Here is a 16,268-nt window from a genome sequence, read left to right as displayed (position 1 = left end):
CTCCTATTAATCTAACTTCTTTTCACAATGAATACTTTTCATTTAATGCCTTTATCTTACTTTTAATATCTTCCCGCAGACTTTCCGGCTCAAGAACTTCCACAAGTTCACTATATTGCAATGCCCAGTGTGCCATACCATAAGGTGAACACTCCACCCTGACGATATCGTCATATGGTGGCTCTTTTTCTGTTCTTATGTATGTGAATGAATCTCCGAACCAGTCATGTAAAAATGTATAACCGGGGCGGACTCTCTTTTTCGGATTGCCTTCACATTTTTCACTCTTAATTCTTAGCGTTACCGGAACCGGCTTATCAAACGACATATTAAGATGTTTCAACTGAAAATCTTCTGACCATTTTTCTGGAAGATTTGAAACATTTTTCTTTGGGATACGCGGTATCCCCTTAATATGAAGCCTGTCATTTCTTCCTGGAATCTCTATATCCGTCATAAGGTCAATCCGCCATATAGACATATTGGGCTTGTAACCCTCATACTCTTTAGCCGCCAGCAGATAGTATTTTCCACCACTCGCAACAATATAGTATGGGCTAAGCTCGTCCATCTCCGCCCTGACCGGCTCCAGCTTTTTCTCATAAGAATAGCCATTGAATCTGAATTGTATTCTCACATTATCATCAATTGCTTTCTGTATAATGGCAAGATTGTCCTTCAGCAGTTCCCTATCTGCAAGCTCCGGCTCCTGAACCTTACATATATGTCTCGGCGTTCTCTTATAAAATACCGTAGTCATATTGTCCTCAACCTTCCTGACAAGCTCCTGCGCCGACTTGGAATCCAGTGTCCTTGTTGCCATAATACCCTCAATAATTGAATCAACCTCTTTCTCAGAAAATGTTCTGTTATAGTAAAGGTTCTTTATTCGCATTACATTTGCAATATAAGAATCATCTTCATCAGAATCATCCCGTTCATATCTTTCCTTATCACCGTAAAACTTCTTGAAATCATCAAAATACAGCCTCCACTCAGCCTCTGGCTTATAATCACTTCCTCCATCTTCCAGATTCATAATATTTGCCATATCTTTTAAAAGCCTGTTAATAGTCTCCTTATCACCAATATACGCATTTATATTTTCATCTTTCCTCATCTTTGCAATACTGGTAGGGTGTCTTCTGTCTGTATTCTTTCTCAGATAATCCCAGACCTTATACATACGCTCAAAACGGGTTGGTTTCTGAATCTTTCTCTTTGCCATATGTCACCTCGTGTTAATCATAATATATTGTATTCTCTATTATAATAACAGTTTGGTCGGTTTTTTCCACCATTTATCAAAATTTATTAATCTATATAAAATTCTCTCATGTCATTTAACCTTATTGCTCCCAGTGTTCCCTCTTTACCATAACATTTATAACCAGCGCCACAATCTATGCGTATAGTCCGTCCTGAAGGAGACACCCATATTCTCCTGTTATCAGTTACAGTATGCCCCACAACAGATATAAACTGCTCATGTTCCTCCATACCCCTGATAAAATACTCATAATGCCCGTCTCCCATATATATCTTTCTTTTATCCAACATACGCTCAGGCGTCAGAAATGTCTGTGCATGTGCTATCTGATATTTCCTGCCATTAATGGTGAGATTAATATAATATGGCTTTTCCTGTATCCATTCAGCAAGTCTTAACATATCAACAGCTGTCAGCCGCTTCTCCATAATAGCCACTGTATTATAAGAAATATATTCTCCAGTTTTTCTATGTCCGAATTGTTCAATAATCTGCCTTGCAACCCAGACATCATGATTGCCCTGTATCACCTGTATATTGGGATATTTTAATATTTCAAAATACAGCTCAACTGGCTTATCTCCACGGTCAAATATATCTCCATCAATAATCAGCAAATCATTCTCATTAAACTGTATCTTCTTTAACAGCCTTTTAAATCCATCTGCATAATTATGAATATCCGAAACCACATATACATTTCTATTATCATCTATTGTAATATCCATAAATATGTGCCTCTCATTACATTTTTAATAAATCCTTCAGTGTATCAATCACGCTAAACTTTCCTTCAATTTCAATAATTTTCTGTTTATCTTCTTTGATATGTGCAGCTTTTATATCATACATATTCATCTTTTCTATGTCTGATAAAGTTATGTCTGCCTCTTTTTCACATTTATCTACTATGTTCAAATGTATTACTCCTGCTTAAAAAAACTATCATAAAACTGTTCAAATTCGTCGATTAATTCATTTATTTTTTTACGGTCATAAAATCCCTGTACTTTCCAAAACATAAGAATACTATTCAATTCTTCTTTTCTTTTATCTATAAATCCCCTGCACAACTGCCCATTAAATATTGCACTGTCATCTTCAGCGCAGCTAAAACACGCCATATCTTCATGCAATCTGGAACAATCACTACAAGTAAGTTCCCTCTTTTCTGGAATAAAATGGCAGTTATCTTCGATATTTACAGGCAACCATGAGCTTGGATATGAGCATATTGCCGAACCTGTTTCACTCGTATTTGCTATATTGGTTTTGTATTTACAATTTTTACACTTCAATTTATCAGCCTCTTTTTGCATTTAGTTCTGTCTTGGGTTGTCCGAAAGCACCAACACCATTCTTTTCTTATGGTCAGAGATTCTCTCCATTCCAATGCCATACACATACATGTTGTCATATTTTTCTGGAATGTTTTCTCTGCACTTATATGATTCATCTGACCAGTCCAGCTTATTAACAATATTGAACTCACCTATAACTTGTAAATACGGCTTTAGATCTTTAAATGTCAGATTATCACAAATGTTTCTCTCAATATTCCGTGGCTTATCAGATAATACTATCTCTAACGCTGGCTGTATTGTAAGATTACTCATAGATATACTTACCTCACCATTTGGTTCTTCTGGTTCTGAATAGATATCCTTCGAAAACTCCACATCAGTCATACCTACTCCGTACACATAGAACTCATCATATTCCGAAGACAGAATATCGGATACCAACAGATAATTATGATAATGCCCATCTAAAAAGCAGATTGATAATCTTATGTTTCTTGCCAGAAATCTTCTTATCTCTTTAAATTTAATTGTCATTGTGATTCTCCTTATCTATAGACATTATTTCCTACAACCAGCAATATTGCATTATCTCAATAAATAGTCCGCCTGCTTTAATAAAATTATCCGTTATTTGACACTCATTATCTTCAAGCCATTCATACTCCTGTAAATACATTCTGACAGCCGGATTAAATTTACTCATAATTTTTCCTATAAGAGGATATCTTGTTATGTAATCAAAATGTGTATCCAAATAATAATCATATCTGATAAATTCCCCGATATTTTCAATAATCCAATCCACCGCCTCTTGTATGGTGTATTCTTTGCCATCAAATGTTACAGTAGCCATAGTATCATCATGAACACTATTATCCTTATACATTCGCATATGTGAGTATAACCATTCTGCATATGACATATCCATATTAAAAATGTCACGATAATCAAATCCATATCGATATCTTTGATGAATTCTGTACAGCTTTTTCTCTGTAACAAAATTACCACCATAAATTCTTCCCGATACTCCGAGCTGGCTTATGTATTGATTTCTTCTTTTCATTAATAAGCTCCTTTCGTCTGGCTGTTCTCCTATCTTTTATATGGTGTTTTGTGTTCAGACAAGATGACCTCTCGTCTATTATTTATTATAATGTCGGAGAGGTCGGGTTTTTTCGCCTTTGGGTGGATGTCTTTTTATTTGTAAATAATCATAATTTATAATTTTTAAAATTTATCTTTTATTTCTTCTCTAATGCATAATAATCCTCTTTCTTTAGGAGCTTTAATTCCTTCTTTATAATCAGAACTATTCTCATTTTTGACACATTCATTTTTCAATTTACTAACGCAATTTGTTAAATAATGATCCAATTCATTATAATATAAATGTGTTAAGTATTCTTTCACTGACTTGTCTTTATCTTTTTGTTCTACAGGAAGAATTTTAATCCAATCTTCACAAGAATACTTAATATCCGTATAATTCCATCCATCTACTTTATAGTTTAAGTCATACTTTTCTTCGCATTCACATGTACGCGGAAATAAATTGCAAAATTTAGGGCAATATTTTTTTATATAATGTAACCTATCTCTCTTTTTAAATGAATTGTTTTCTAAAGCTATATCAGGTGCAAGACCTTCATCTCTCATTCTTTTTCTTATAAAGAGCATTAATTCGATTGTTCCTATACTGCAACCATAATAACCTACTTTTTTATCATCTTTCTCAGTTAATTTTTTAAATTTACACAGAAAATCTTTATACCATTCACTACCTTCAGTTTCATCAAATATTACCTTTATTGTTTCTTTAAAATCATTACTAAATTCCTCTAAACTAATAGCCATTGTTATATAACCCCTTTCAAAACCAATAAATCTCTTATCTTATTTCTTCAACATCAAAATCAACCACGAGAACACAAACAACACAACTCCTATGCACGAAACTCCAAGAGCTGCTACTATGTCTGTCGAACCGCTATTTACCAGATCAACTATTGATAATACAGACGCAACAATCGAAATCAAGCCAAATACTGCTATGACAGTTGCCACATAATTCTGCATGTCAGAAGATTTCCTCTCCTGTTCGTCCCTTATGAGTTCAACCTTCTGCTCGATTTCTTCAAGTGCTTCATCAATTCCATTAACGGCTAACAGACATCTGTATGTTTCGCAGACATTATTCCAGCGTGATACCTGCGATGGTGCAAGCGTACCTGAAGCACGAAATTCCAACGCTTCTTTTTTAAGCATTTTCACTTTTCTGAAATACTCAAGACTCTGACGTTTATTGTCAATCAGCGTATTCTGAATTCCTTCATTAACCAGCATGCATGTACTTTTCTGGTGTAAAACCAGCATTGTAAGAAATACATCATCTCTTGACTGCTCTGCAACATTTGCCGTTGTCATATCATCTGTTGCATACACATATGATATTGACTGTGATGTAATGCATGCTCCCCATCTGTATGAACACATATTAGTATCCTTCGCGCCGTATGTATATGCTATATCCTTTTCTGAAGGATCCGAAAAATCACGCGAAATGTCTATTAATTTATGTTCGTTAAATGTAATTCTTTCAATAGTTTCCAACTCATTAAAACGCCTGTTTACAAGTGCCACATTAAAAAGATATGTCTCCTTCACCGCCAGTTTCATATCATCAACATACAATCTGAATATATTACTGACCCCGCCTATTGAAATATTACTTACAGCTTTAATTACATTTTCTTCAAAACTGCGGTTGTAATTCTGTACATAGCCCGGATTAATCAGCTTATCAATGTAATCCGCGTCAGCATTGTCATATGTAACAAGCACCGTGAAAAATGCTATTCTGTTATTAAATACATATAACTGGCTCTCATTAACTGCCAATATTTTACCATCTGAAAAATGTACATCATCAATGCATGAATTTAAAATGTATCTTCTGACAAAACCATTTTCTTTCCTACATCTTCTGGCAAGAATATCTGACATATCATATGATGAAAAATCCGCATTTTCTGCTCCATCAATAGTAAGCTCTGTAAGATTAAGACTACTTTCATACTTTAAAGGAAATATTACATATGTTCCCCTTATCGAATCAGAATACACCTGTCTGTTGGCATTAAATTCGTTCATAATCCCCCTTCCCTCAAGTCTTTTTCTTTAGTTTTCACGACCTGATAATATAGGTTGATTATATCACAAATTGTCTTTAAGGAGTATCTCTAAATGACTCTAATATTGCAATTATTTCCTCCCTGTCTTTATCTGTTAATTTTTTACTTGGTATTGAATAGAACATTGTTTCTTTAGGTGTTTCAAAATAACAGCCTCTATAAATTCCCGTGCTACACCCTGCAAAATATGTAGAAGCTGGCATCAATGCATATCTTTCTGGGCCATCATCATATTCCCTTACATCAGGTGAAGTTCTTGAATATTCTTTATAATCCTTTGTCTTAACTATTACCAATTCTTCACCAGAATTATACCTTGGCTTTGATACAACATCATTTTTAGCTTCTAATACAGTACTACCACCATAATCTATTCCTGATTTATTATCTTTTGCACTATATTCAATCTGAACTCCATTATCATTTTGAATTATAACAAATTCTGTATTCGCATTAACCCGCTCTGATACCACAGTCCAATTATCCGGATAGTCAAAATAAAATGTTGTCTGCTCTGGAAAATATTCCGCCATTCTCGTCTTATATGTATGAAGTGAGCCTGTCTGGTTTGCATTAGTTTTCTGCGTCGTCTGCTCCTGTGTTGGTGCTTCTGTACTTGCCTCACTTTCCTTTGGCTTATCATTTTCTGACTGCTCATTATATGTACATTCATCCACAAACTGTTTCGTGCCATCAGCAAGTATTTCATAATGAAGTGATTTACTTTTTGCAAATGATGCAAATTCACAATCCTTACTTATATTCATTGTGCAAAGAAGTGACTTCTTATTCTTATATTTGACACTCTCATTGCCAGCTCCAAGCTTAAAAACAGGGAAGTTGATATTAACATCAGAACATATCTGTCCATTTGGTCTGCCTGTTCGTTTTGCATCCGCTTCTGCACCCATATCAAGTTCTGCGTCTAACAGCGGTATGGATTTCATTGTCACAAGCATTGGCGCTGTCCTGAAATATAAGCCCATTTTTCCTTCTGCCTCAATTGATGTCTGCATAGACGAGCGAAGCCCCATTGTTCCATTCACGCCTTTGCCTTTTTCATATGACACTCCGGCATGAAACGGTACTTCAACTTTAAGAGTAATTGAACCATCTATTGTTGGAACAATATATAATGCTACATTTACTGCAACAAGATGATTACCAATCGGTGCAGGTGTCTGACATAAAAAGATTCCGTCTGAAAAATTCCCTTCAACTCCGATTTTTCCTGAAATCTCTGAATCAATATCAACACCGACAGAGGCATATTTTAATCCGTTCTTAAGTGTGTATTTAACCTGTGCGCCTACATTTATATTATTAACATCCCATTTTATAGAGAAATTCTCACATTTTTTATTAAGCTTCTGCTTAACAGGAAGCTTGTACTTTGTATGTGTGTCATTATCTGTCAATGTAACTTCAAGTTCATTATCATCATTTACCTCTGCCTCTATTGCAAATCCCTTGGAATGAATATTGCCAGACACATCTGCTGCCATCGTAGTTACTGGATTTCCCGCTGACACCTCCACATTATCAAGTCCATAATAACTAATAATATCGTCAATACCTATGCTTGCCGAATCTGAAACTATCAGAGTATCAAAGACATCTTCAATCTCTGGGTCTTCCAGTGAAAATGTGCCATTACCCATATCCTCACCGATTTTCTTTGAAACCATGTCGCCCTTATAATCGAATACAAATGTGTCACCCTTTTTGAGATTTCTGGCTGCACTGTCATCTAAAGTTATAATATTGTCATCTTCCTTATAATCTTTAATGTCAAAATATTCGAGCTTTGATATATTTTCCTTATAAGAAACATTTTCAATATTATCAGGCCAGAATTCTCCATAATACAAATCATTAAATTTATCAAGAATAGCATCAGCCTCTTTATCTGAAAACCCCTTATCAAGCGAATCTTCTGCTATCAGGTCTTTATCAATTGCAAGTTCTATGTTGGTATTGTCTGATATTTCATCATCAGTGCCAAGATATATCTGCATTTTGCCTTCGCCCATCGCGCGCATTGAAGTGAGTGCCATAAATCCACCAGAAGCTATGTCATCATTACTAAATTCATCGCTATCTGTAATATAACCATTTTCCTTAGCCGCTTTTCTGTAATCCTCTGCTTCAATGCCCGTCTTGTTGCATAACTTCTTAAGCCAGTCATAGCATGTTATATCATCATTTTTAATCACTACTGCCTTACACGAAACATTTATATCATTACTGCTTTTCTTCTTAGATGAAACACCCATTATAACGCCTGCAGCTATTGCCGCAATAACTATTACCGCTGCTGATACTCCAATTATAATTTTCTTCTTCACAATGTATCCCCTTATGTTTTATGCATTATTTTCTATGAAACCAGCCAATAAAGTTTCCCGCTCTGTCAAATGCTTCAGTAGCTACTGATGAATCTGAACCACCGTCAGCAAATGAACATATTATGAGAAGAATTATTCCTATTACAATAATTGTCACAAGTCCAATTGCCAATCCAATAATATTTTCCAGTATTAGAATTGCCAATGGCATAGCTGCGCATGTAATCAAGGCACTTATTGCAAATGAAAAGACAGCATATCTTCCATTGCTTATCATTAGAACTACTATAAACAATACTATTGCAACGCCTGCAATTATCAGGAATATCTTAAGATTATCCCTGATGCTGTTTACCCAGTTATCAACCATCCTGCCGGCATAATCCCAGTCAATCAGTTCATTGTCTGCCTGTTCATAGTACATTTTTTCTATCTTCTTATACTGATTATATTTGACAAGCAGCCATGTTCCTGAAACCCCCATCAATATAAAATCAATTATGGCAAGAATCCATTTCCATATCTTTCCTTCAAACACAAGCATTAATAATGCTATTACAATCTGAACTATCAGTATAATTCCAAGTGCCTTATGCACTCCATTATTAGCAATTATATGTACTGTTCCTTTAGAAAAGCTTGCTCCAACTCCATCAAAAAATCCAGTTTCTGAATTCTTTATTGCTGCTATTGCCTTTGGATATCCTCCCTCAGCTATAAACATGATATACGCCACAATTGACATTACACCTATTACGATACCAAACACCCATGATATTGTTTTCGACAATGTTTCTAATGGTTTCTCAACAAATGCATTTAAATAATCATCAATTAAATCTGCTATCCAATTTATAAATCTTCGCATTTTGTTCCTCCTCATACTTAACTTATAATTTCATTTAATCTTTAGATGATGCCTTATAAACTATTTCGCCCCCTTTCTTGCTAATCTCATAATTTCTATGACCTATGCTGTAATTAGCAGACATCTCATTTATTTCTGATAAATATCTGTCAACGGTAACAAGTTTTTCCTCCATCTCAAGCCTGCTCAGATCAGATTCTGAACTGTCTGATATAATCGAATCCACCTTAACTCCAAACAATTCTGAAAATCTGCATAAAGTATCTACTGACGGCACACTCCTCCCACACTCTATATTAGAAATTGCTGAAGCCGTAAGCCCAATATCCCTCCCAAGCTGTTCTTGTGTAATACCTCGTTCCGTTCTTAATTTTGAAATATTAATTCCTATCTTTTCTGTATTCATGCCTGTTTTTTCCTATTATCGTATACTTAACCATTATATAATTATTTATGCTTTCCCGACATTTTCAGATACTTATAGAGCTCAACTGTCAGTGTGATTTTCACAACTCTCTCGCTCATTATTAATTATAATATTGAAAAAGTAGGCTTTTTCCACCTTATTCGAGTTATAACAAAATTTCATCAGAAAAATTCCAATCAAAAAGAGCCGGTAAAGTAACATGTACTTATACCGGCTCAAATATATTCATATTATACCTGATGGTTCTACCTATTTCTGATTAGTGCTGATTCCTACCCCTCAATATACACTTCCCCTTTAACTCTCCTGTCATATATATCCCCAAGCCACCTCATAATTATCTCCTTCGGTGTCTCAAAAGGTGTCCTGTGACTCAACATGAAATGCTTTGCTTTAACATTTTCCAATACGGCAATTTCTTCCTTTAGCACACCTGCATTATACAGGTTATGTCCGCATTTCTGCATGGCATATAGTGCGTCTCCAAGAAAGCACCAATCTTCGTTGACTTCCAACGCAACACAGCCCTTTGCATGGCTTGACGGCAGTGGAAATATGTGAAGTGACACATCTCCGTCCTGAATATAAATGTCATCTTCTACGACTGTTCCCATGCCAGTGTGTCTATGGGTATACTTTCCCTGATACACCTCATCAACGCCCATACCCGGAAGATTACCGATATGATCCTCGTGAAAATGTGACAAGATAGCATTAACTTTTCTTCCATTGCTATATGTGTCTACTATCGCAAGAATGTCTGGATGATTACCAACATCATACAACCATAATGCATCCTTTCCCTGAATCATCACGACGTTAGCTGACAATGGATTCTCTGTCGGGGATATATACGATATTAAATTATTAATTGCAACGACTCTACATTCATCCATTCTTTACTCCAAAAACTCCACATGTCCATCCTCAAGATGGTACACAGCCCCGATAACCTCAAGCCCCTTTTCCTCAAGCAGCTTCATATCTGTATTATCCTCTATCACCTTAACACTATGCTTTACATTAAGACATGTTGCAATATACTCGTCTTTCTCTTCCTTAATAGCTTCCCTTATGTCGTCAGTTATATACTTGATATGTCCGTCGGGGTCATGCTTTATTGCCGCCTCAACTGCACCGCAATGGTTATGTCCAAGTACAACCACCAGCTTACAGTCAAGATGGTCTGCTGCATATTCAATACTTCCAAGCTGATGCGAATCCACTACATTTCCTGCCACGCGGATAACAAAAAGTTCCCCTATTCCCGCTGAGAATATTGCTTCCGGTACCTGTCTGGAATCCGAACAGCACAGAACAATCGCATATGGATGCTGACCATTCTTTAATGTATCCACGCGCCTTTCCAGCGAAACATCTCCTGGATTGCTTGTAGCATTAATAAATCTTTTATTACCCTCTATTAATCTTGACTTTGCTTCATGTGCTGGTATTGACATATTATTATCCCGCCTTTCACAACATACTTTCCTACAGTTTAACAGAATTTTACCCATATTAAAACCCCGTCTGCAATATACCACATATGATATATAGCAGGCGGGGCTGATTATTTTATTCTAAATCATATCAAGTTTTGTGTTACTTAAATGCTTTTAGAGAATTTTTTGATTTTGCAACAGTCATTCCAATCGCTAATCCGGATACTGCCATTAACATAATAAGAATTCTCATATCAGATGAATCTCCTGTTGGCACTACATCAACTGAACTATCTGGAACATCTTCTCTGTCATCTGTGTCTTTATTAATATCATCATTGCCATTATTAATGTCATTATCTGGTACATCAATAACTTCTCCTGTTACACCCTTGTAATCTACGCTTACAGAATGAATAGTAACTCTGTTACCAGACTTTCCTGCACCAGATGTACCTGTATGCTGGAATCCTATTCCACTGTAACTGTTTACTTCATTCTCAAATACATGGCTTAAATGTACCTCATGAGGCATGATATTGCTTGCTGAGTCCTGAGATGATGTTGTTGTAACATCTGCTGTAAATGTATTGCCAGTCACATCAAGCTTAATTGTGCATCCTGGAAGAAATGCTGTTGATATGACTGAATCCTCAAGCGGAATTGCAACTCCATTCTTATATTCCATCAATGTAAATGTACATGACTTAGCTGCAAAACTACTTAGAACCGGATCACTTATAGATGGTACTCTGGCAATTCTTAAGCCATAACCAGTCATTGTTTTTGCATCATATTTGAAATAGATATCTATGAACTGTTTAGCACTACCGAAGCCCTGTGCTCCTGTTTTATGAGGAGAAAGAGTCAATGTCATTGACATATCTTTTCGTGCAGTATCATCAACATATACAAGTCTTGCACCCTGTGTAGTTGTCTGAAGTCCCGTAGTTCCTGATGCGCCTGATGCTCCCTGTGCATATGTATATGGAAGCTCACCTGAAACAGGCTTATATGCTTTGTCACTCCACTCTCCACCTTCTCTGTATTCAGCAGGCAGATAGAATCCTCCATACCAATTACCAGCTTCAAGTGTGTTTTTCCATTCATAATTATTCTCTTCTGTATCATTCTCAGCTTCAATATATGCAAGATGCTCAAGATCAACATTATATGACTGTTTCTGTTCATCTGCTACATATGCTGACTTGATAAGTTCAGAAGCTGCAGTAAATACTGAACTGCCTTCTACTGAATTCGAACGCTTTGGTATAACTTCACAGATAATATAATGATTAACATCATCTAAGCGGAGTACATATGAAGAGTATGGCTTAGCATCACTATCTACATATGTTGTCTGTGCAACGAGGACTTTATCTGTTCCTTCTTTGTCTGTAGCACGATACCAGTTAATTATACTTTCGTCTGCTGCTTCACTATTATCTGTAAATGCATATGTTACATTAATCATTCCATTCTCAGGTGCTGATAAAACAGGTTTTTCTGATAATACAGGTGCCTCAAATATCTTAGGAGTAACTGTAAAATGTAATACCTTCTTCATTCCGTTGGCTACTGTTGCAACAAGACAGCCTTTCTTATTGTCTAATGTTGAGTTGTCACCCTTTACTATTACAGTACCATCATCCTGTGGTTCAATAACAAGCGTATCGTCTTCAGTACTCCATGTTACAGTCTTGTCATTGCCACCAAGAACAACAGGCGTAACCTGAAGTGAATCAGAAACATTTCCCTGAAGTACCGGAACAACATCCTTAGCAATTCCTGGATAGTCAAACTGGATATTCCATGTACCGGTTGGCATATAATCCTTCTGATTTAACGGATCCCATTCATCATAACCCACACCATTTAAGAGATTATATATATTATATTCCCCATTATACTTAAATGCTTTCATCTGCTCTCCATCAGGAGTTACTGATAAATCTGGATAATCAGGACTGATTGTCAATGGCTGTCCATTAAGAGTATTATTAGAAACAATCTGTCTTATATCATCAGAAAAATTACTCTGTTTCCATTCCATACCAGTCATGTCGCCCTTAAAATCACAGTCAATAAAAGCAAACGGTTTTGTATTCTTACATAATGTAATTGTTTTATTATCTGATAACTGTGTTGTAAATTCACAGCCTAAGAATGCCTGCATATAGAATGATGCTCCACCACAAGGAGTATTAGAAAACAGGCTAAACGTACAATTTTCAAATATCGTTATATAACCGGTTCCAAGCGAATCATCTGTACACTCAAGATGACAATCTTTTATAAGAGAACGCTTAGGTCTGTCATCTCTTGAGAAAAGATTAAGTCTTGATATAATGTTACAATTTTCAAAGAACCATTCATCCATATCTGTAATGCCAGGAACTTTAGTAACAGCCTGTGCCTGTGTAACAGCTTCCTGTCTCTTAGTATGATTCTTAGTAGTATCTCTTTCATACACTAAATCTACATTACAATAATTTCCGATTGTAAGGTCTTTTGCATGAAATCCGTCGCCTACACCAATTGTGTTAAAGTTACCATTAGCTCCTGCATTCTGTCCTCTGTCTGATGCAATTACTACATCATCACGATTACCAGTCATTCCTACAAGTGTTATATAAGCCTGTGGAATTATAAGACCTATAAGATCATTCTTATCACGATCTTCTGTCTTAGTATAATCGTCAGTCCAATATACATCCGGCTCAAGATAAATAATTGTTGGATTATCCTTTGTGCCAGGAATTGCATTAGCTACTGCTTCCTGAAGTGTCTTATATGAATATCCGCTTGAAGAAGCTAAATTCTGATTTACATATAATGCATGCTCTGAAAGAGTAACTGATTCACCATTATAGTAAATCGTCTGTGTATCATCGGCTTTCGTAAATGTAAGAGAGCCAATACCAGAACTAGTGAAGATGAGTGCAAAAGCCATCAAAAATGCGATAAAGGCCGATGCATGTTTCTTGTGTCTTAGCATATTCTATTCCTCCGTTCATTGTGATTATGAACCCATTATATCCAGATTGTACTAATATAAATACAAAAAATCAGTTCAAAAATTATAATAAAACGAAAAAACAGCATTTTCACATTATTTCTCTAAAAGCCACGCTATCTCTTCCTTATAAGGAGGCTCTTTCTTATCAGTTCCCTCAACTGCTACCCATGGGGTCTCAAGAATCTTAGGAACATCTAAGAATCTTTCATCATGGACAAGTCTGTGAAGAGTCTCATATCCGATATTTCCCTTGTCAATGTTGGCATGTCTGTCCTTATGCGCTCCAAGCGGATTCATGCTGTCATTGATATGAAATACTGCTATCTGGTCGAGACCAATCACCCTGTCAAATTCTGCAAATACTTCATCATAATGATTAACTAAATCATAACCAGCATCATTAACATGACATGTATCAAAGCACACTCTCAATCTGTCCTTCTTGTCAACTCCATCATAGATTGCCTTAAGCTCTTCAAATGTCCTGCCTATCTCGCTTCCCTTGCCAGCCATTGTCTCAAGTGCAATATATACATCATCATTGTTCTGGTTAAGCACTGTATTAAGTCCTTTGATAATCTGTGCGGTTCCGGCTTCAACTCCGGCATTAACATGGCTTCCTGGATGAAGCACCATTATATGGCTTCCCATGGCAGCAGTCCTTATAATTTCTTTTTCAAGAAATTCAACAGCAAGCTCATAAGTCTCTGGCTTAATTGTATTCGCAAGATTGATTATATAAGGTGCATGTACAATAATCTCCTCAATTCCATGTTCCTTAGCATACTTCCAGCCAGCTTCTATATTAAGCTCACTTATTTCTTTTCTTCTTGTATTCTGTGGCGCACCTGTGTATAACATAAATACATTAGCACCATAAGATACTGCTTCCCTCGCAGATGCAAGAAACATTTCCTTACCTGCCATTCCCACATGACTTCCAAGCTTTATATTTGACATATATGATTCCTCCAATATTTAACCTGTATAAATTATTATCTGTCCGGTTAGAAAATCCAAACGAATTAATTTTAATATTGCAATACTTATGTGTCAATGCACAACATATGTATACTTGCATACTGATAAATGTCATTACCACTTTCATTCATTTTCAGTCGGATTCATTCATAATTTACATTTATTGTATTGACATTTATACAGCATATTGATATAGTACTAAAGTACCGATTTTATAGTATTTATGTAACAATTATTTTATAAGGTGAGATATGAAAATACACAAACACGGAAAACATATAAAAACAATCAATACTGTTATTGAAAGCTGTCTTATCGTTATTCTTATTGTTCTTGTAGCAATAATGATGGTTCTTATAGGAAAATTACAGGGAACTGCCAGAGTTATTAACTATACCGGTCTTGTCAGAGGTGCTACTCAAAGAGAAGTCAAGCTTGAAATCACTGGTAATCCTAATGATGAGCTCATCAATTATCTTGATGGAATTCTTGAAGATCTTAAATATAAAGATGGCGATTATAATCTTATCAAACTTGATAACAATGATTATGAAAAAAAACTTGATACACAGATTGCTTTCTGGATTTTACTAAAGGACGAAATATATAAAGTCCGTGAATATGGTTATGAAAACACTGATATTGTAAATCTCAGTGAAGAATACTTCCAGCTTGCTGACCAGACTGTTTCTGCTGCTGAAAAGTATTCTGAAAGAATTGCATGTAATATAAGATTATTTGAAACTTTTACAGCAATAGATATGATCATTATAATAATATTTATAATTAATCATTTCATTAATGCAATTGTAATCACCAAAAAGAATAAACAGCTTGAAAAGCAGGCATTTCTTGACCTGCACACAGGTCTTCCTAACAAGAGTAAATGTGAAGAAATATTCAGAACTTCGCAATTTATTACTGATTCTACTGCATGTATTATGTTTGACCTCAATAATCTTAAGAAGGTCAATGATACACTTGGTCATTCCGTTGGTGACCAGTTGATTCTTAATTTTGCAAGGCTTTTAAGAAATGCTGTTCCTTCTAACAATTTTGTTGGACGATATGGTGGCGATGAATTTATTGCCGTAATATATAACACTACTAAGGATGAAGTTACTGATATTCTCAGACAGCTTGACAAAGAAATATCCGAATTCAATGAGCTTGGAAAAGCTTTTAAGATAAGTTATGCTCATGGTTGTGCATTCTCTTCTGATTATGAGAATTGCACATTAAGGACACTCTTTGATAAAGCAGATAAAAATATGTACAATAACAAACAGGCAGAGAAAGCTGGCAGATAGCCGCTTTCTCTGCCCTTTTTAATATTACATATTCATCAATTTATTTATTAATATTTCTCAAGTGATTTTATGGCAAATGTATGATAGAATATAAAAATGACTTTA

At 35.5% G+C, this 16,268-nt stretch carries 16 protein-coding genes; 1 reads left to right on the top strand and 15 read right to left on the bottom strand.

The annotated features are described in order from the left end of the window. Window positions 1-22 precede the first annotated feature (22 nt). The 15 genes from GKE48_RS04205 to GKE48_RS04135 all read right to left on the bottom strand — a co-directional run bounded on the left by GKE48_RS04205 (window position 23) and on the right by GKE48_RS04135 (window position 14,832). Complete coding sequence (locus GKE48_RS04205; RefSeq protein ID WP_154300505.1) at window positions 23-1,228, bottom strand: WYL domain-containing protein; 1,206 nt, start codon at window positions 1,226-1,228, stop codon at window positions 23-25. 86 nt (window positions 1,229-1,314) lie between these two features. Beyond that, window positions 1,315-1,998, bottom strand: coding sequence for a metallophosphoesterase (locus tag GKE48_RS04200; RefSeq protein WP_055214543.1), 684 nt, complete (start codon window positions 1,996-1,998; stop codon window positions 1,315-1,317). A gap of 16 nt (window positions 1,999-2,014) precedes the next feature. Continuing rightward, window positions 2,015-2,188 carry a hypothetical protein gene (locus GKE48_RS04195; RefSeq protein ID WP_154300504.1) on the bottom strand — a complete coding sequence of 58 codons (174 nt, stop codon included), beginning with the start codon at window positions 2,186-2,188 and terminating at the stop codon, window positions 2,015-2,017. Window positions 2,189-2,193: 5 nt separating this feature from the next. Next, on the bottom strand, window positions 2,194-2,568 hold the full coding sequence (locus GKE48_RS04190) for a hypothetical protein (protein ID WP_154300503.1): 375 nt from the start codon (window positions 2,566-2,568) through the stop codon (window positions 2,194-2,196). Between the two features lie 21 nt (window positions 2,569-2,589). After that, on the bottom strand, window positions 2,590-3,108 hold the full coding sequence (locus GKE48_RS04185; RefSeq protein ID WP_154300502.1) for a hypothetical protein: 519 nt from the start codon (window positions 3,106-3,108) through the stop codon (window positions 2,590-2,592). A gap of 31 nt (window positions 3,109-3,139) precedes the next feature. Beyond that, window positions 3,140-3,640, bottom strand: coding sequence for a hypothetical protein (locus tag GKE48_RS04180; protein WP_022098851.1), 501 nt, complete (start codon window positions 3,638-3,640; stop codon window positions 3,140-3,142). 164 nt (window positions 3,641-3,804) lie between these two features. Continuing rightward, the gene (locus GKE48_RS04175; RefSeq protein WP_154300501.1) at window positions 3,805-4,431 is read right to left on the bottom strand and encodes a hypothetical protein; all 627 of its coding nucleotides are present in this window, start codon (window positions 4,429-4,431) and stop codon (window positions 3,805-3,807) included. Between the two features lie 39 nt (window positions 4,432-4,470). Continuing rightward, complete coding sequence (locus GKE48_RS04170) at window positions 4,471-5,727, bottom strand: hypothetical protein (protein ID WP_154300500.1); 1,257 nt, start codon at window positions 5,725-5,727, stop codon at window positions 4,471-4,473. A gap of 76 nt (window positions 5,728-5,803) precedes the next feature. Next, window positions 5,804-8,116, bottom strand: a complete 2,313-nt coding sequence (locus tag GKE48_RS04165) for a hypothetical protein (RefSeq protein WP_154300499.1) — start codon at window positions 8,114-8,116, stop codon at window positions 5,804-5,806. Window positions 8,117-8,141: 25 nt separating this feature from the next. Beyond that, the gene (locus tag GKE48_RS04160; RefSeq protein ID WP_154300498.1) at window positions 8,142-8,984 is read right to left on the bottom strand and encodes a hypothetical protein; all 843 of its coding nucleotides are present in this window, start codon (window positions 8,982-8,984) and stop codon (window positions 8,142-8,144) included. A gap of 34 nt (window positions 8,985-9,018) precedes the next feature. Beyond that, a complete protein-coding gene (locus GKE48_RS04155) occupies window positions 9,019-9,390 on the bottom strand; it encodes a helix-turn-helix domain-containing protein (protein WP_055287962.1) in 372 nt (123 codons plus the stop codon). Between the two features lie 293 nt (window positions 9,391-9,683). Beyond that, window positions 9,684-10,307 (bottom strand): MBL fold metallo-hydrolase, encoded by a 624-nt coding sequence (locus GKE48_RS04150; RefSeq protein WP_154300497.1) that lies wholly within the window; start codon window positions 10,305-10,307, stop codon window positions 9,684-9,686. A 3-nt stretch (window positions 10,308-10,310) separates the two neighbouring features. Beyond that, window positions 10,311-10,871, bottom strand: a complete 561-nt coding sequence (locus tag GKE48_RS04145) for a carbonic anhydrase (protein WP_012740887.1) — start codon at window positions 10,869-10,871, stop codon at window positions 10,311-10,313. 142 nt (window positions 10,872-11,013) lie between these two features. Further along, window positions 11,014-13,851, bottom strand: a complete 2,838-nt coding sequence (locus GKE48_RS04140) for a pectinesterase (protein ID WP_154300496.1) — start codon at window positions 13,849-13,851, stop codon at window positions 11,014-11,016. Between the two features lie 114 nt (window positions 13,852-13,965). Then, the gene (locus GKE48_RS04135) at window positions 13,966-14,832 is read right to left on the bottom strand and encodes a deoxyribonuclease IV (protein ID WP_154300495.1); all 867 of its coding nucleotides are present in this window, start codon (window positions 14,830-14,832) and stop codon (window positions 13,966-13,968) included. Between the two features lie 272 nt (window positions 14,833-15,104). Here GKE48_RS04135 and GKE48_RS04130 point away from each other — a divergent pair, with 272 nt between their 5' ends. Further along, complete coding sequence (locus GKE48_RS04130) at window positions 15,105-16,163, top strand: GGDEF domain-containing protein (protein WP_154300494.1); 1,059 nt, start codon at window positions 15,105-15,107, stop codon at window positions 16,161-16,163. Window positions 16,164-16,268 lie beyond the last annotated feature (105 nt).

It is taken from the genome of Lachnospira eligens (assembly GCF_009680455.1).
GTDB lineage: Bacteria > Bacillota > Clostridia > Lachnospirales > Lachnospiraceae > Lachnospira > Lachnospira eligens_A.
The sequence above is the reverse complement of the archived record's forward strand: the minus strand, read 5'-3'. Positions and strand labels throughout refer to the sequence as shown.